Genomic DNA, 17531 nt, shown 5'->3' with positions numbered 1-17531 from the left:
ATTTAGACGGTGACGACCTCGTAGTCGCCGAGCTGACCCACCAGCGTGTGCAGGTGGTCCTGCGCAGAACCCAGTGTCTGCTCGATGGCCGTCAGCCGAGCGGCGTAGTGGCCCACCGGATACTCGGCGGTGACGCCGATACCGCCGTGCAGCTGGATCGCCTCCTGGGCGATGTGACGGCCGGACCGGCCGATCTGCACTTTGGCACGCGCGGCGATGGTCGGGCTGAGGTCGCCGTCGGCGATCGACATGGCGGCGTACAGCGCCATGCTGCGGGCGAGCTCCAGCGAGACGTACATGTCGGCGGCGCGTTGGGTCAGCGTCTGGAACTTGCTCAGCGTGACGCCGAATTGCTTGCGCTGCGTGAGGTATTCGGTGGTCAACCGCAGAGCCTCCTCCATGGCCCCGAGAGCCTCGGAGCACAGGCCTGACGAGAACCGCGCCAGTGCACGCTCGACGGCTTCCGATGCGTCGACCGCATCACCGAGCGGCTCGGCGGCAACGGCGTCGAGGTCGATCTCGGCGCCGCGCTGTCCGTCAAAGGTCTTGTAGGGCTTGCGTGAGACCGCCGACCCGTCCACCAGGAACAGCCCCGTGCCAGCGTCGGGCAGCGCGGCCGTGACCACCAATGTGTCGGCGCTGTCGCCGGCCAGCACCGGATTCTTGGTGCCACTGACCGTCCACCCGTCGCCGGTGCGCGCGGCGGTGGTCTTGACCGTCGCGGTGGGCCGGCGCATGCCCGGCTCGGTGTGGGCGAACGCCAGCAGCCGCTGACCGCCGGCGACCTCGTCGAGCAGCGCGCGTTGCTCGTCGTTGCCGACCTCCGCGATCACCGCGCCCGGACCCAGCGCTGCGTGCAGAATCGGCTCAGGTGCCAGCCGGCGGCCGGCTTCGACGAGCACCGCGTGGATCTCGAGCTGCCCGCCGGCGTCCTCGTCGAAGCCGAGGCCGAGAACCCCGGTTTCGGCGAGCTGGTTCCACACGTCGCGGCTCCAGCCCTGATCGGTGTCGAGCACCTTGAGACGGCTCTCGACGTCATACGCACGCGAGAGCATCTCGCGAGTGGTGTCGCGCAGCAGGGTCTGTTCTTCGGTGAACTGGAAGTCCATGGGTTCGCCTTGTCTCTACAGTCCGAGGATGGTCGACGAGATGATGGTGCGCTGCACTTCGTTGCTGCCGCCGTAGATGGAGGTCTTGCGGTAGTTCAGGTAGCGCGGTGCACTGTGCTGCGCCCACTGCGGGGACGCGATGTCGGCGTCGCTCCCGAACGGCAGGATGTCGGATCCGGCCACCTCCATCATGAGCTCGGTGGCGACCTGCTGCAGCTGGCTGCCTCGCAGCTTGAGCACCGACGACGCGGGGTTGGGCTTGCCGCCTTTCGAGCCCGAGGCCACCCTCATCTGGGTCAATTCCAGTGCCAGCACGTCGTTCTCGGCCTCCGCGAGCCGCGCCGCGAACAGCGGATCCTCCAGCAGGCCATTGGCTTTGGCGTGCTCCTTGACCTCTGCGAGGCGCACTTTGGTACGCCCGACCTGGGCGATGCCCGTGCGTTCGTTGCCGAGCAGGAACTTCGCGTAGCTCCAGCCCTGGTTCTCCTCACCGACGAGATTCTCAGCGGGCACCCGGACGTCTTCGAAGAACACCTCGTTGACCTCGACGCTGCCGTCGACGAGCTTGATGGGGCGCATCGTGATGCCGGGGGTGTCGAGATCGATCAGCAGGAACGAGATGCCGGCCTGCTTCTTCGGGGCGTTCGGATCGGTGCGCACCAGGCAGAAGATCCAGTCCGCGTACTGGCCGAGCGTGGTCCAGGTCTTCTGGCCGTTGACCACGTAGCTGTCGCCGTCGCGCAGCGCCGTGGTGCGTAGCGAGGCCAGGTCCGAGCCCGCCTCGGGCTCCGAAAAGCCCTGGCACCACCAGATGTCGAGGGCGGCCGTCGGCGGCAGGAAGCGCTCCTTGACCGCTTGGGAGCCGAACTCGGCGATCACCGGGCCGACCATCTTGGCGTTGAAGGTCAGCGGCTCGGGCACGCAGGCCAACTGCATCTCGTCCAACCAGATCTGGTGCTGGGTCGGCGTCCAGTCCTTACCGCCCCATTCGACCGGCCAGCTGGGCACCGCGAGACCGTGGTCGTTGAGGATCTTCTGCGAAGTGACGATGTCTTCTTTGCTGATCTCGGCGCCGGCGCGACTGCGTTCCCGGATCTCGGCGGGGATCTCCGTCCGGTAGAAGGTGCGAAGCTCGTCGCGAAACTCGGCTTCGCTGGGTGTCAGTGCCAGCTGCATGGCGGCCTCCTGCTCCATCGATGGACTCCCTGCAGACTAACCACTTGGTTGGCAGCCCCTCCGCGCAGTGCAGGCGATGTCATTTCTGCGTGCGATTCACTGCTTGCAGCCTTACCCGGACGCGTAACCTCTCGAGGTGTTCGCACAGCGTCTGAAGAGGGGATTGGACATGCGCAGACTCGCGAGGACAGTCGGGGCCTCGGCCCTGATCGTCGGCTCACTACTCGGGGCGCCGACCGCCGCGGCGGCACAGCTCGCCAACCCCGCGCCGGCGCCGGCACCGGCGCCCACGCCCGAGCGCCCGACGGTGCAGCTGCTCGACTGCTACGGGTCCACCGGCTGGATGGGGTGTGGCCCCGGTTGGACCTGGCGCGACGGCTGGCGCGGTTTCGCGTGCTATCCCTGCTGACCCGACGACCCTCGAACACCGCGGAGACACGCATGAAACTTCCCGCCATCTCGCTCGGGGGATTGGCCGCCGCGTCGGCCGTCCTCACCCTCGGTCTCGGAACAGCCGCAGCCGCACCGGATTACGGGACGCTGCCCGTCAACCCGAACGTGACCACCGACTCGACGGCCTACGTACCCGTCCCGCCGGTGCTCGACCCCGGCGGCCAGCAGGGCGTCGAACAGGTCTTCAACCACCGGGACGGCACGCGCGGGATCACGACGAAGATCCTCGTGCTGTCGTCGCCGCAGGCGGCAACCGACGCGATGAACGCCTGGCGTGACGGCCTGGGTGGCGTGGTCACCGATCCGAAGTCCGAGCCCGTCGATGTGGCTCCCGGCGCCATGTGGGCGACCGGGTTGTCGCCCAACGGGTCGCAGTCCGTCGGCGTGCTGATGTTCACCCGGGGGAACGCCGCGGTCGACGTGGAGTTCGACGGCCCGGCCAACGATCCGGTTCCGGCCGACCTCGCAACGCAGTACGGCAAGGACCAGGTGGCGGCACTCGATCAGCAGCTGGGGGCGTAGCCCGGCACCACCAGAGCTCGGCAAACGCCGGGGCGGACCGCACCGCGCGGCCGCCCCGGCGTTCATTGGCTGGCGTCAGCTAATCTGCGGATCTGAGCCCGCCCCCTTAAGTCCAAAAAACTTTCGGCGGCAAAGCTAATCTCCGATGTCCGGGACTCAACTGCTTGCCCACCATCAACCGGCCGAGGTTTCTTATCCGGCAAATTCGTAGAATTGCTAATCTCTAAAATTTTTCTACAAGATCGGTTTGACATGACTGTCAATAGAGCACTCAGCACACGAACGGATGACCCCGCATTCTCGCGGCGGGGACGGCGCTGAACGCAGGAGAAGGAACCATGGCTAATCCGGGATTGACCCCTGAGGAATTGGAAGCGGAAGTCGGCATCGCGCTGCCCGACAAGGAAGTGGTCTCGATCATCGATGTCAACGCCGACATCAATGTCGGGATCGACGCGGCATCGCCGATCGACCTGTCGGCGGCGGCCAACCTCAATGTCGCTGCACCGATACAGGCCGGTGCGGGTGCCAACGTGCTGACCTACGGTTCCGGCGCAGACGCCATGGTGACGCACTCCGCCGACGGTGGCGTCGTGATCATGCAGTCGATGGACGACGTCACCGCCGACGCGTCGTCGATCCAAGACAGCGCGATCGACCAGGCCGGCGACACGTCGACCGGCACGGTGGCCGACGCGGGCGCGGACCCCACAGCCGAGACCGATGCCGACACCGGAGCGACGGTCGACACCGAGACCGGAAGCTTCACCGATGGATCACTGCTCAACGTCGACGTCAACGTCGACCTCAACGCCGATCTCGCCGCACCGATCGCGGGCGGTGTGGCGGCCAACGCCAACGTGGCCGCGCCCATCAACGCCGGCGTTGCCGCGAACATCGGCTCGTGGGACTCCACGGCCGACGCGGTGTCCATCCAGGACGCCACGATCACGCAGACCATGAACGACGTGCATGCGACGGCCGACTCCGATCAGACATCGAGCATCGCCCAGGGCAGCACCAGCGGAACCGCCGACAGCGCCTCGGGTGCCACCTCCAGTGGCACCAGCGCCGGCACGAGTTCTGCAGGGAGCGACAGTAGTTCGGCCGCCTAGGTAGGCGCGTACACACTCCTCACGGCGAAAGGTTCGAACAGTGACCGTGACGAGCGAGGGGTCAGTACCCACGCAACAGATACTGCGACGCGCCGACGGGGTCGAGCTGATCGGGGAGATGGCGGGATCGGGCTACAAGGTTCCGCCCTCCCTGGTCCGTCGCGCCGACGGGCAGACGATCCAGCTCACGCCGCTGCTCTACGCGACGCTGCTAGCGATCGATGGTGCTCGAACGCTCGACGAGCTCGCCGCCGCGGTGTGCGAAGACACCGGTCGGGATGTCTCGGCGGACAACATCGGCCATCTGGTCGACAAGCAGCTGCGACCGCTGGGCCTGCTGGTGCTGTCCGACGGCAGTCAACCCGCCACCAAGAAGCGAAACCCGCTGCTGGGCTTGAAATTGCGTTATGCGATCACCGAGCCCGAGCGCACCCGTCGGCTGACCGACCCGTTCCGATTCCTGTTCCGACCATGGATGGTCGTGCCGCTGCTCGTCGTCTTCGCGGTGGTGTGCTGGTGGGTATTTCTCCGAAAAGGATTGGCGCACGCGGCTTATGACGCATTCCAGCGGCCCGGCCTGCTGATCGTAGTCTTCGTCGTCACTATCCTGTCGGCGGGGTTCCACGAATTCGGTCACGCGGCCGCGGCCCGCTACGGCGGTGCGACGCCGGGCGCCATGGGCTTCGGGGTGTATTTGGTGTGGCCCGCGTTCTACACGGACGTCACCGACACCTACCGGCTGGGCCGACGGGCGCGAGTGCGCACCGATCTCGGCGGGCTCTACTTCAATGCGATTGTCGCCGTGGCGATCACAGGCCTGTGGCTGTGGCTGCGTTACGACGCGCTGCTACTCGTGGTCGCCACCCAGATCCTGCAGATGCTGCGGCAACTCGCGCCGATGGTGCGCTTCGACGGTTACCACGTGCTGGCCGATCTCACGGGGGTTCCCGACCTCTACTCGCGGATCAAGCCCACCCTGCTCGGGCTGCTGCCCTGGCGGTGGGGCGACCCGCACGCGAACATGCTCAAGCCTTGGGCGCGCATGCTGGTCACGGTCTGGGTGATGGTCGTGGTGCCGATGCTGCTGATCGCCTTGGTGGGCGCAGTGCTCGCTCTGCCCCGACTGCTCGGCTCGGCGTGGTCGGCACTCGGCACCCAAAGGGACGTGCTCTTCGCAGCGTGGGACGACGGTGACGTCATTCAGGTGGCTGCGCGCGTGCTGGCCATCCTCGCGATCCTGATTCCGGTCGCGGGCGTGCTCTACATGCTGGGCCGGTTCGTGCGGCAGACCACGCTGGGCACGTGGAAGGCCACCGCGGGGAAGCCCGCCATGCGGATGCTCGCCCTGCTCGCCGGCACCGCGATGGCCACCGGCGTCGCTTACGCGTGGTGGCCGGGGGACTCGACCTACCGGCCCATCCAGCCCTACGAGCGCGGCACGATCGGCGACATCGCCTACGCCGTGGGCCTGCAACGGCTCGGACCGCCGCCGCCGCAGCGGTCCTCGCCCACCCGGCCGGTGGCCGCGACGCGCCAGCTGACGCCCGGGCAGCGCGGCGTGATGCGGGCGATGTGGGACACCCGTAGTGCGCTGCCGACGGCGGGTCAGCCGCGGTTGATGGTCGTGCTGATTCCACGCATTCTGCGCTCCGGTGGCGCGGCAGGCAGCTCGGCTCCAGTCACGACGGTCGCCGACAAGGGATGGGTCTTCCCTGTCGACAAGCCCCTGACCCCCGGCCCGGACGACAACCAGGCGCTGGCGGTCAACACGACCGACAACACCGTTGTGTATGACACGGCGTTTGCGTTGGTGTGGCAGACCGACGAGGAGTACGCGGAGAACATCAACGACGCGGAAGCCTATGCCTCGTGCCGGAATTGCGGCGCCGTCGCGGTCGCTTACCAAGTGGTGTTCGTCATCGACGGCGACGATTCCAACAACAACGTCGCCACCCCGCAGAACCTGGCGGGTGCGTTGAACTACGACTGCATCAACTGCCTGACCTACGGGCTCGCGCAGCAGCTGTTCATCACGATCGACGAGCCGCTCTCGCCGACGGCGATGGCCAAGATCGACGAGGTGTGGTCGAGGGTTGCTGAGTTCCAGGGACGAATCGAGGCGGGGCAGGTGAAGCTCGCCGACATCCAACCGCAGCTCGAGGCCTACACCGACGAGATCAAGGCGATCGTCGAAGAAGACCAGCCGGGCACGTTCGCGACCCCGACGACGGTGGCAGCGACGTCGTCGTCCTCGCCGACGACTGCCCCCACGTCGACCAGCGCCGTCCCCACCGTCTCGGAGACGGCCACGCCGACCAGTGACGGGCCGGAACCGAGCGCAACGGTCGAGGCGTCCGAGGCTGAGACGGCCGCCCCGTCGACCTCGAGCGCGCCCACGACTACGGCTGGTTCGACGTCGACGGTGGCCACCTCGGAACCGACGACGGGTGCCACGGCGTCGGCGGACTCGACCGCGGACGCGAGCTCCGCGGGAACGGACGCCAGCGACAACACGGGTTGACGGTGGTCGCCGCTAGGGTGACCCGCACTGTGATGAATGCTGAGATCGCGGACATGCGCCGGTGAGCGTGCCGGAGAAGCGCGCTGATGTGTGGGAATCTGTGTCGGTGGCGCGCAGATCCGACCTGTCCTCCGCGGATGTCGTCGCCAAGGCGCAGCGTTTACCGCGACTGCGCTACATGGGGTCCAAGTATCGACTGCTGCCGCACCTGGAACGCGTGTTCGCCGAGATCGGCGGGGAAACCGCCGTCGACGCCTTCTCGGGGTCCGGGGTGGTGTCCTACCTGCTCAAGGTGCAGGGCTTCGCGGTCCTGTCGAACGATTTCCTCAACTTCCCGGCGGTCATCGCGGCGGCCACGGTGCAGAACTCGTCCGTGCGGCTCGACCAGGAGCTGATCGACACGATCTGCGGGCCGCCGGCCGACGATCGCGACTTCATCCAGAGCACCTTCGACGGTCTCTACTTCACGCCGGAGGATCGCCGGTTCCTCGATTCGGCGTGGTCGCACATCGACACGTTGAGGGGCCATCGGCGCGATCTGGCGATCTCCGCGCTGGTCCTGTCCGCGGCGCGCAAGCAGCCGCGCGGGGTGTTCACGTTCACCGACGGCACCAAGTACGCCGACGGGCGCCGCGACCTCAAACTGACGCTGCGCGAACACTTCCGCGAACGCGCGCTCGACTACAACGCGACGGTGTTCAGCAACGGCGCCCGCAGCCGAGCGCGCCGCGGCGATGTGTTCGAGATCCCGGACAACGCACCGGATCTGGTGTATCTCGACCCGCCCTACGCGCCGCCCAGCGACGACAACGACTACATCAAGCGCTATCACTTCCTCGAGGGTCTGTCGGTCTACTGGCGCGACGTCAGGATCATGGAGAACACGAAGACCAAGAAGCTGGAGAAGCGGTTCACGCCGTTCGCCTACAAGCGCACGATCGAGGACGCGTTGCTCCGGTCGTTCGAGCATTTCGCCGACGCGGGTGCGATCGTGCTGTCGTACTCGTCGAATGCGATTCCGGGAGCGACGCGCATCCGCGACCTACTGGGCAAGGTCAAGCCGTCGGTCGAGATGATCGCGATCGATCACAAGTACAGCTTCGGCACGCACGTGGCGGCCGCCCGGCGTGACGTGAGCGAGTACCTGTTCATCGGGCGGGACTGATGAGCAGTGCCGTCGCCTTCGACGATTACGTGGCGTCGCTGGGACGGCTGACCGCGATCGTGGATCCGACGGCGGCGACGCCGGAAGCCGAGGCGATCAGCGAGGCCGTGGCCAGCCTGGAAGACCTGCCCGACATCGACGCAGCGACTCTGGCCTGGTGGGCGCGGCACAATCCGCAGTCAGTGCATGTGCTGGGGCTGACCGTCGGGCTCGGTCAGGAGAAGCTCAAAGCGGCGGTCACCACCGAGTTCGGCACGGCCGGGTTCGTGACGCTGGCGCGACAGCGCCCGGCGGAGCTCATCGCAATGCTCGACGAACAGTTCGATCTGCTGCGGTTGCTGCGCATGCAGCGCAACCGCACGTACACGCTGGCCGATGTGTTGATCGCGCGCGCCGGGCCGCGGGCGACCGCGTCAGGGGGACAGGCGTCCGGTCGCAGGATCGAAGACGAAATATCTTCGATAGCAAGCGATCTCGGCTTGCCGCATACTCAGCGATCCCGATTCTCCGGCCGTCAGGGGCGAACGGCGCCGGCCGACCTGATCGTGCCCGATGCCGACAACGCATCGATCGTCGTCGCGGCCAAGGGCTTCGACTCCACCGGCAGCAAGCTCACCGACGCGGTGCGGGAGATCGAGGAGATGGCCGAGGTGCGACTTCCGCGCCAGTTCGTGTTCGCGGTCATCGACGGAATCGGTTGGCACCGGCGCAAGGCCGACCTGAAGAAGATCCACAGTTTGTGGGCGAATGACCACATCGACGGCATGTACACGTTGGCGAGCCTCGATCAGTTCCGCACCGATCTGCGCGACGCCGCGACGCGGCTCGGACTGGGCGCGGGGTAGGCGCGCATTCACTCGTCAGCGCTGCAGCATGGCCCGGCGCTGTCGGAGTCGAGGCGGTCCGGTGGACCCGGTATGATTCCGAAAGCCACTGCGTAGCAATCGATGATCGCAGACCATGTTCTTCCGCTGCCGTTGTTCGCGGATGTCATCATGAGCCTCCCGTCGTCGTGGCCGGTTGTGGCGCTGCTGATGACGATGCCGCGGCCGCGGCGACGCGGGTATCCGCTGATCGGTTCGTGAGGAGGGGGAGTATCGGTTCCCCCGATCGGTGGACAGAAGTGCGTGGTATTCGCGTCTTTCACGGCGGCTGGTACTCCGATCGCGTTTGCGGTATCCGAACACCGAGCTGAATTCAGTGCGTGCGGTTCCATCAAGCCGGGCCACCGATTACGTCAGCCCCACGGTCCCTTGCCGCCGGCCGACTTGGTCGACGCAGACGTGGACAACCGAAAGCGCCTACGAGCTCAGAGTCTGGCGGGGGTTACATCCGTAATGTTGTCGGTAGTACTCGGCAAATCGCCCGGTGTGGCAGAAGCCCCAGCGGCGGGCGATGGTGGCGACTGTGGTGACGGCGCGATCGGCGGCGACGAGTTCGAGATGCGCATTGTGCAATCGGACCCGCCTCAAGTACTCGATCGGGGTGCAGTCGCGATGCCTGCGGAACATGTACTGCAACGCGCGGGTGGTGACGAAAATGTGGTTCGCTATGTCGGAGACGGTGATGTCGGTGTGCGCGTGGTCGTCGATGTAGGCAACGGCGCGTCGGAGAAGCGCTGGTGTGGAATCGCGCCGGTCCTCGATGGTCGGGTCCAGCAAGGCATTGCTGGGAAAGCTGGCGAGCATGGTCGCGGCGAGGTGCCGGGCGACCGTACCGACCAACAGCGGGCTGTGTGTGGCGTCCGCACTGGTCACAATTCCGTCGAGCACATAGTCGATCGTCTGGGCCATCATTCTGTTCGCAGCGGACGACACCGGCATCCCCCCTGTGAGCCGAACGGGTTCCGGAGTGTTGCCGGCCCGGGGTGCCGTCGAAGCTACGGCGCTGAGCACACTCCGATTGATCTGTATCAGGTCGAAGTGCCCGTGAATGATGTCGCCCACCAACGGTACGCGTTCTCGCCACGCTATCGCTGTTGTCGTTCCCGTCGGGCACAGGTCACCCATACCGGACGTCTGCTGATGCCGGAGAGAGCCCGACCGCACACGACACAGGACGATGCCATGGATGGGGTCGGCCTCGTAGCGACAGCGATAGCTGTGTCGGAACTGGTCGAACGCCATCGACCCGAGCTGTGACCGCATGGCCCATGTATGGGTGGGTCGATCAGGACTTCGCCCGAATTTCGTTCTCGTGTAGTACGCGCTCACCGCGTTCTCTGCCTCGTCGAGGTCGTCCGTGTCGATGATGACATTGCGTGACATCGGATTCGTTCCCGAGCAGATGTCGTCAGGGCGTCGTGACAGAGTGACGTTCATCTGAGCTCCTCCTCCCGCGGGCGCATGACCTAGCCGAACCCAAGAGCACAAGAATCAGCTCCCAGGACGCCCAATACTTGATCCCGCAGGCGTGAAGTTGCTGCTCGAGTTTCGACCCGCGGTGCCAAGTCTCCGCCTGGGCCCGGCTGACCGGGTGTTCGACAGGCGCTCAGGATGTCGCGCGGCGTGTGAGGCATATCAGTGAAACATCCGCTCTCCGAACATGTTCAAGCCGATTGCGGTTCGTGCGAATCGCAGCGGATGACCCGGGTAGCCGGGTTCTCGGAGCGCGGGGAAAAGCTCTTGCCGACACCTACCGCCGGCCACTGCCGCTTCATTGCGAAGCAGCCGTGCGTGTTCCATTCCACCGCACAGATGAGGAAAGCAAATGATGGGAACAGCGAAGTTCATGATCGGCTCCGTGTTGAGCGGAACGGCACTGGCGATGACGGGCGCCGGCGTGGCTGCGGCGCAGCCCGCATCGGAAAATGTGAATGTGACGGTCGACGCCGTGATCATTCGGGAGAACACCAGCCCCGGGGACGCAGCGCGGATATCCGCCGCGATTTGCGGTGACAGCCCTGCGGAGGTGACCGCAATGGCACGGACCGTTGACACCACCGGCGCACCACAAACCGTGTGCGACGTGCCAGGTGGCGCTCTCGTGCTGACCAAGTACGGCCAGAACGACGGCAACGTCCCGGCCAATCCGGGCCACGGTGCGCAGGCTCCGGCTCCGCCGGCAGGCGGTGCCCCCGGTCCAGCCGCTCCGGCACCCAACCCTCCGAGCGGCCACTGAGGAAACCGCGGGAGCATGTCGCCCGACAGGACGTCGGGCGACATGGCTCCTGCGGGCCGTTGCGGAGGGAGAGCGGCACCACTTGTCCCCGCAGGTCCAATTGGCCCGTCGGAATTCGTCGCGTGGCACCCATTCGCCCGGCCTGCGTGCGCGTGCACAGTGGGGCGGGACCGCGGGGCTGGAAAGAAGGCTGAACCGTCTTCGATCCTCGCGAGGCCCAGGCGTTGGGGCGGGGGTGGCAAAAATTGGCCGGTCGAAGCCATCAACGTTGCAGGTCAACGCGATTCCTGAGAGATGCACTGTGACAACGCATGAATCGTCACCATGAGAAAAGGATCCGCAGTTGTGTTCATCGTCGCGCCTCGCCGACCTGCCCCATCGATCTGCCGCCCGGCGGCTGGCCTCCATCCGCGCCGGGAGACTGTCTGCGGCCGCGACGAGGGTCACGAAGGTTGTCACCAAGCCCGAGTACGCAGTGGGGTTCCACGCGAGCTGGCTGCTGGTTTGGCTCATACCGGGCACGGTCGCGACCCTGCTGTGGTGGTCGGACTCGGTGGTCTGGGTTTCGTGGATGTCGCTCTACGCCATAGTGATCGGGCATTGGTCCTCGGTGCAGGCTGCCCTGGCAGACCGACGGGTGAAGCGGCAGCAGTCTGATGGATCCGGCAGCGCCACTCAGTGCGGTGACGCAGGGTGTCGGTGCGGTCGAGCTGGGATGTTGAAGGCCGACAGACGACCGTTAAGGGCGGAGTAGGGCGTCCTGCGAAGCAGGCCGGACGCCGCGGGTGGCGGAAATGGTGCTGGCAGGACGAATCGATTCCCATGTTTTGGTCCCGTCGGGCGCAGGCGCTTGCGCGACTGAGTCGTCACAATCGTGGGCGTGCGCATCAGCGATCGGCCGCCACCGAGCGGTGATCGATGTGCCTTGATGTGGACTGCGAATGCAGGCCGGAGCCGAGGTGAGCACACCGGCACCCCTGGAGGCTCGGCGGCCTCAGGCCGACCCGTTCGGGGCTCGCACTTCTTCCTGTCCGCCAGGTGTTACCCGGCCGACACCGGAATCCTCAGTGGAAATCCAAACACGTTTCACCGCTGAGAAGTTCCTTGCATGTGTGCGTTTCGGTCGTGCCTGACTCGGTCGACCAACCAGTGTCGCCGCTGCCGAAAAAACGGTCGGGCCGGCCTCAGCGCGAAGACAGAAACAAATTGTCTCGCAATTGTTTAGCGCCGAAGTGCAGGGGCACCATCCCCCCGCACCAACTCACCGGAGGAGAGAAAACTATGAAAGGCATCGTGTACGAGGGACCGCGCCAGGTCAGCGTCAAGGACGTACCTGACGCAGAAGTCGAGCGGCCCAGCGACGTGTTGGTGAAGATCACCGCAACCAACATCTGTGGCTCGGATCTGCACATGTACGAAGGCAGAACCGACTTCGAGACCGGCCGCTGCTTCGGCCACGAGAACCTCGGTGAAGTCGTCGAGGTCGGAGACGGCGTCGACAAGGTCAAGATCGGTGACCGGGTAGCCATACCGTTCAACGTTTCGTGCGGGTTCTGCAAGAACTGCGAGCGAGGATTCACCAATTACTGCCTCACCACCCAGCCCGAACCGCACATGGCCGGGGCGGCTTACGGCTTCGCCGACATGGGGCCGTGGCAGGGCGGCCAGGCGGAATTGCTGCGTGTGCCCTATGGCGACCACAACTGCCTGCGGTTGCCGGAAGATTCGGTGGACAAAGAGAACGACTATGTGATGCTCGCAGACATTTTCCCGACGGGATATCACGCCACGGAGTTGGCCGGGGTCGTACCGGGTGACTCCGTGGTGATCTTCGGGTCGGGACCAGTCGGTCTCATGGCCGCTTTGTCCGCGACGGTCAAGGGCGCCTCCAAGGTGATGGTGGTGGATCGCCATCCCGACCGGTTGAGACTTGCCGAGGAGATTGGCGCCATCGCCATCGACGACTCGAAGGTAGACCCGGTGGAGGTTGTGATGGACGAGACCAAGGGCCTGGGTGCCGACCGCGGGTGCGAGTGCGTGGGCTACCAGGCGCACGACCCGCAGGGCACCGAGCATCCGACCATGACGCTGAACAGTTTGGTGAAAGCGGTTCGCTTCACCGGGGGCATCGGCTCCGTCGGTGTGTACGTCCCCCAAGATCCGGGCGGCGCAGACGAATTGGCCAAGAAGGGTGAGGTGGCCTTCGACTACGGCCTGCATTGGTTCAAGGGCCAGACCCTCGGTAGCGGACAGTGTCCGGTCAAACGGTACAACCGGCGCCTGCGCGACCTCATCGCAGGTGACAAGGTGAAGCCGTCCTGGATCGTCTCGCACAATCTCTCCCTGGACGAGGGCCCCGAGGCCTACCAGCACTTCGATAGCCGGGACGAGGGCTGGACCAAGGTCGTGCTGCACCCGAACGGGTTGAGCAAGCAGAAGGCCGGCGCGGGCGCACGCTGACCCATCCACGGCATCACATCGGTACTGACGACGGACGACGTGCCGCACGGGCACGCCGTCACCTCACAACGAAAGGAACCCATAATGGCAGACCAATTGCGCGGCAGGCGAATTGCAATTCTGGCCGCGGACGGCGTGGAACGGGTGGAACTGGAACAGCCCAGACAGGCTGTGCACGACGCCGGAGGCACCACCGATCTGCTGTCGTTGCACGACGGCGAGATTCAAGCGCGCGACCACGACCTGGAATCGGCAGGTACGTTCTCCGTGGACGGCTTGGTGGAGTCAGCGTCGGTCGACGACTACGACGGGTTGTTGCTGCCTGGCGGAACGGTGAATCCGGACCAGCTGCGAATGAATTCCGCCGCGGTCGCGTTCGTCCGCGACTTCATGTCCGCGAGTAAGCCGGTCGCTTCGATATGCCACGGACCATGGACGCTGATCGAGGCCGGCGTCGCGAGCGGCCGGACGCTCACCTCCTACCCGAGCATCCGCACCGACCTGCGCAATGCCGGCGCCAACGTCGTCGACGAGGAGGTGGCGCGGGACGGGAACCTGGTCACCAGCCGATCGCCGGACGACCTCCCCGCCTTCTGCGCGGCGATCGTGGACTTGTTCAGTTCGGCCGCACAGCCCGCCGGCGCGGGGAGCGGCTCGTGAGTACCCCGGTCAGCAAGGTTGCGCAGGCGGGTCTGAACGTCGCCGGTCAGCTGGCCCGCCAGCTGCAACGCAGGCTCGCCGGCGAAACGTCCCAGGCCGCAGACCCCGAGCCGCGATCGCGGTGGCGCAGTGTGACCATCAACAAGCCTGCGGAGGACCTCATGCCGGGCGGCCGGGTGCCCGAGCCCCTCGCCGCGCTCGGCGACCGCATCGAAGTGCACGTCCGCACCGCTCCCGGCGGGAAGGGCACGGAACTCGCCGCGCGGCTGCGCCAGGCGGAGCCCAGTGGGCCCGGGTCGGTTGCCAGCCGCGTGTCGGGAGACGACCCGCGCCAGCAGCTCCGGTCGGCCCTGCGTCAAGCCAAACAACTGATCGAAGTGGGTGAGGTGCTGCGGGTCGACCCCGTACCGCACGGCACCCGCAGCGCCGCCCCGACCGGCAAACTGGTCGAGTTGGCGACCCGCCGCGCAGGTGGGGAGGGAGTCCTGTGAAGGCCCTCTGTTGGACAGGAGTCAACGAGACGTCGGTGGAGACCGTCGACGACCCCGAAATCCTCAACGATCACGACGTGATCCTCCAGGTCAGGTTATCGACGACGTGCGGGTCGGACCTCCACCTGCTGGGCGGCTACATCCCGACCATGCGCGCCGGCGACGTGCTGGGACACGAGTTCATGGGCGAGGTGGTGGAAGTCGGCCCGGCCGTCCGCAACCACCGGGTGGGTGACCGAGTCGTGGTCTGCTCGTTCGTCGCCTGCGGACAGTGCTGGTACTGCCAGAACCAGCTGTTCTCGTTGTGTGACAACGGCAATCCCAACCCTGCACTCACCGAGGCGATGTGGGGGTCTGCGATCGGCGGATGCTTCGCGTACAGCCATGCGCTGGGTGGGTACGCCGGCAGCCACGCCGAATACATTCGCGTGCCCTATGCCGACCATGGTGCATTCACCGTGCCGGAGGGGGTTTCGGACCTGGCGGCGCTGTTCGCCTCCGACGCCGCCCCGACCGGGTGGACCGGCGCTGACGGCGCGGGCGTCGCTCCCGGCGACATCGTCGCCGTGTGGGGCGCGGGCGGGGTGGGGCAGATGGCTGCGCGCGGCGCAATGCTCATGGGCGCAGAGCAGGTCATCGTCATCGACCGGTTCCCCGAACGACTTGGGCAGGTGCGCACACACATCGGCGCTGAAACACTGGACTACTCCAAGGACAGCGTCTTGGCCGAGTTGAAGGAGCGCACCGGCGGCCGTGGCCCCGACGTGGTGATCGAGGCCGTCGGGATGGAAGCGCACGGCACGGGCCCGGCGTATCTCTACGATCAGGTGAAGCAGCAACTACGCCTGCAGAGCGACCGGCCCACGGCACTCCGCGAGGCCGCCTACGCATGCCGCAAGGGTGGCAGCATGTTCATCCTGGGCGTGTACGGCGGAGTCGTCGACAAGTTTCCGCTCGGTGCCATCATGAACAAGTCGATGACTGTGCGTGGGGCGCAGCAACACGGTCATCGCTACATTCCCAGGATCCTGCAGCACATGGCGGACGGGGAGCTGGACACCGAACATCTCGCCACCCACGTCATGCCGTTGGACCAGGGCCCGCAGGGCTACCGAATGTTCAAGAACAAGTCCGATGGCTGCGTCCGCGCTGTCTTTCGACCCTCGGGGTGATGTCTTCAGGGGTCGCAGACTCGTCATGAACAGGTTGTGACACTGCAGATGACGAGGTCCGGCCGATCGGTGGACAGCGGGCCGGACGGCCCGCTGATCAGCCGGCGAGAAGCGGGTTCCAGATCTGGCTGAGCGACGGATGAGGCGCTATGACGTGTCGCAGCACCGACAGGGGAACTTCGCCGACGACTGCGACGGTGGCGCCATGGACCAAGTCGGCCACGTTCGGTCCGACGAATGTGGCTCCGAGAAGTGTGTCGCGTTCGGCGTCGATCACCAACTTGGCCTCGCCTTCGAAGCCGTCGCGCAGGATCAGGAGTTCTCCGAGACCACCGGGGTATGTAGCGCACCGCGTGGTGACGGCGAATCCCGCTGCGCGCGCGTGGGATTCGGTGTAACCGACCTCCACCACCTGCGGGTCTGTGAAGATGATCTGAGGCAGTCGGCCGGTGTCCTGTGCGGACGATCCCGTCGCGTCCGGTGCGGCGCCGCGTGCGCGACCGGCCACGACATCCGCCACGATGCCCGCGTGATACTGAGACACATGGGAGAGCAGCGCACGACCCGTCGTGTCGCCGATCGCGTAGAGCCATTCACCACCGACTCCGGTCGCCGTGAGGTGATCGTCGACGGCGACGAACTCTCCCACCGGAAGATCCACGGTGTCCAGGCCCACGTCGTCGGTGTTCACCGAACGACCTGTGGCAACGACGATTTCGTCGGCCTCCAAGCGTGAGCCGGCGGCGAAGATCGTGACACCGCCGGAATCGTTTCGCACGACCGACGTCACCGGCGTTTCGCAGCGGATCTCGACACCGCGGTCCTGCAGAGCGCGCGACACGCGCGCACCGACGAAGGGTTCGGAACCTCGCAGAAGGCCGGACCCGCGTGCCAACAGCGTGACCTCGCTTCCGAGCCCGGACAGAATGGTCGCGCTCTCCACGCCGACGACTCCGCCCCCGAGGACGACGGTTCTGTCCGGGACGCGCGTCATGGTCGCGAGTTCGCGGTTGGTCCATGGCGCGGCAGAGGGCAATCCGTCGATGTCCGGGATGAAGGGGCGTGTCCCGGTGGCGAGGATGACAGCGTGTTCGGCCTGAAGTCGACGCTCGTGTCCGTCGGGATCGTTCACCACCACTGTGCGTTCGCCGTCGAGCCGACCTCGACCCCGGACCACCTCGATCCCGGCTTCGGTCAGGCCGGCGACGAGGTCCCGGTCGACGAGGTGGTCGATCACCGCGTCTCGCTTGCTCAAGACAGCACCAACGTCCACGGTCTGGCTCGCGAGGACCTCGCGCACACCGGGTACGGCTTTGGCGAGGTCGAGAACCTCGATGGGCCGGATGAGCGTCTTGGTCGGGTTGCACGCCCAGTAGTGGCATTCGCCGCCGATCAACCGGTCTTCGATGACGGCGACGGCGAGTCCGTGGCCCGCGAGCCGAATGGCCGCGGTGACCCCGCCCGGGCCCCCGCCTATCACCACCGCGTCGAATCGATCGGGATAGCTCATCGAGTCCTCCACATGGGTCATGCCGCCGGAAGTTCGGATCGGCTCGTGATGAAACGG

General features: G+C 66.2%; 16 protein-coding genes. 12 read left to right on the top strand and 4 right to left on the bottom strand.

Annotation, left to right across the window (positions count from 1 at the left end):
• Positions 1-2 precede the first annotated feature (2 nt).
• Complete coding sequence (locus ACXYX3_RS18500) at positions 3-1109, bottom strand: acyl-CoA dehydrogenase family protein (RefSeq protein ID WP_458608539.1); 1107 nt, start codon at positions 1107-1109, stop codon at positions 3-5.
• A 15-nt stretch (positions 1110-1124) separates the two neighbouring features.
• The gene (locus tag ACXYX3_RS18495; RefSeq protein WP_458612138.1) at positions 1125-2285 is read right to left on the bottom strand and encodes an acyl-CoA dehydrogenase family protein; all 1161 of its coding nucleotides are present in this window, start codon (positions 2283-2285) and stop codon (positions 1125-1127) included.
• 169 nt (positions 2286-2454) lie between these two features.
• Between ACXYX3_RS18495 and ACXYX3_RS18490 the strand changes: the two genes are divergently transcribed.
• The 7 genes from ACXYX3_RS18490 (at position 2455) to ACXYX3_RS18460 (ending at position 9146) form a co-directional block, all read left to right on the top strand.
• Entirely contained in the window at positions 2455-2694 is a 240-nt protein-coding gene (locus tag ACXYX3_RS18490; RefSeq protein WP_458608538.1) for a hypothetical protein, read from the top strand.
• 32 nt (positions 2695-2726) lie between these two features.
• Positions 2727-3260, top strand: a complete 534-nt coding sequence (locus tag ACXYX3_RS18485; protein ID WP_458608536.1) for a hypothetical protein — start codon at positions 2727-2729, stop codon at positions 3258-3260.
• 338 nt (positions 3261-3598) lie between these two features.
• A complete protein-coding gene (locus ACXYX3_RS18480; RefSeq protein ID WP_458608535.1) occupies positions 3599-4375 on the top strand; it encodes a peptidoglycan-binding protein in 777 nt (258 codons plus the stop codon).
• Positions 4376-4415: 40 nt separating this feature from the next.
• The gene (locus tag ACXYX3_RS18475) at positions 4416-6896 is read left to right on the top strand and encodes a hypothetical protein (protein ID WP_458608534.1); all 2481 of its coding nucleotides are present in this window, start codon (positions 4416-4418) and stop codon (positions 6894-6896) included.
• A 67-nt stretch (positions 6897-6963) separates the two neighbouring features.
• Positions 6964-8061 (top strand): DNA adenine methylase, encoded by a 1098-nt coding sequence (locus ACXYX3_RS18470; RefSeq protein WP_458612137.1) that lies wholly within the window; start codon positions 6964-6966, stop codon positions 8059-8061.
• Positions 8061-8906, top strand: a complete 846-nt coding sequence (locus ACXYX3_RS18465) for a hypothetical protein (protein ID WP_458608532.1) — start codon at positions 8061-8063, stop codon at positions 8904-8906. The genes ACXYX3_RS18470 and ACXYX3_RS18465 overlap by 1 nt, the downstream gene beginning before the upstream one ends.
• A gap of 102 nt (positions 8907-9008) precedes the next feature.
• Positions 9009-9146 (top strand): hypothetical protein, encoded by a 138-nt coding sequence (locus ACXYX3_RS18460; protein WP_458608531.1) that lies wholly within the window; start codon positions 9009-9011, stop codon positions 9144-9146.
• Between the two features lie 216 nt (positions 9147-9362).
• Here the strand turns inward: ACXYX3_RS18460 and ACXYX3_RS18455 are convergent, their stop codons facing one another.
• Complete coding sequence (locus ACXYX3_RS18455; protein ID WP_458608530.1) at positions 9363-9878, bottom strand: helix-turn-helix transcriptional regulator; 516 nt, start codon at positions 9876-9878, stop codon at positions 9363-9365.
• A gap of 892 nt (positions 9879-10770) precedes the next feature.
• On the opposite strand from ACXYX3_RS18455, the gene ACXYX3_RS18450 reads away from it, so the two are divergent.
• The 5 genes from ACXYX3_RS18450 to ACXYX3_RS18430 all read left to right on the top strand — a co-directional run bounded on the left by ACXYX3_RS18450 (position 10771) and on the right by ACXYX3_RS18430 (position 15964).
• Positions 10771-11181 (top strand): hypothetical protein, encoded by a 411-nt coding sequence (locus ACXYX3_RS18450; RefSeq protein WP_458608529.1) that lies wholly within the window; start codon positions 10771-10773, stop codon positions 11179-11181.
• 1125 nt (positions 11182-12306) lie between these two features.
• Positions 12307-13641 (top strand): glutathione-independent formaldehyde dehydrogenase, encoded by a 1335-nt coding sequence (locus tag ACXYX3_RS18445; RefSeq protein ID WP_458608528.1) that lies wholly within the window; start codon positions 12307-12309, stop codon positions 13639-13641.
• An 84-nt stretch (positions 13642-13725) separates the two neighbouring features.
• Complete coding sequence (locus ACXYX3_RS18440; RefSeq protein WP_458608527.1) at positions 13726-14301, top strand: type 1 glutamine amidotransferase domain-containing protein; 576 nt, start codon at positions 13726-13728, stop codon at positions 14299-14301.
• Entirely contained in the window at positions 14298-14792 is a 495-nt protein-coding gene (locus ACXYX3_RS18435) for a hypothetical protein (protein WP_458608526.1), read from the top strand. Before ACXYX3_RS18440 ends, ACXYX3_RS18435 begins: the two co-directional genes overlap by 4 nt.
• Positions 14789-15964: a zinc-dependent alcohol dehydrogenase gene (locus ACXYX3_RS18430; RefSeq protein WP_458608525.1), complete on the top strand. Its 1176-nt coding sequence runs from the start codon at positions 14789-14791 to the stop codon at positions 15962-15964. The genes ACXYX3_RS18435 and ACXYX3_RS18430 overlap by 4 nt, the downstream gene beginning before the upstream one ends.
• A 97-nt stretch (positions 15965-16061) precedes the next feature.
• Here the strand turns inward: ACXYX3_RS18430 and ACXYX3_RS18425 are convergent, their stop codons facing one another.
• Positions 16062-17495, bottom strand: coding sequence for a dihydrolipoyl dehydrogenase family protein (locus tag ACXYX3_RS18425; protein ID WP_458608524.1), 1434 nt, complete (start codon positions 17493-17495; stop codon positions 16062-16064).
• Positions 17496-17531 lie beyond the last annotated feature (36 nt).

It is taken from the genome of Mycobacterium sp. Panama NTM2 (assembly GCF_054355555.1).
The sequence above is the reverse complement of the archived record's forward strand: the minus strand, read 5'-3'. Positions and strand labels throughout refer to the sequence as shown.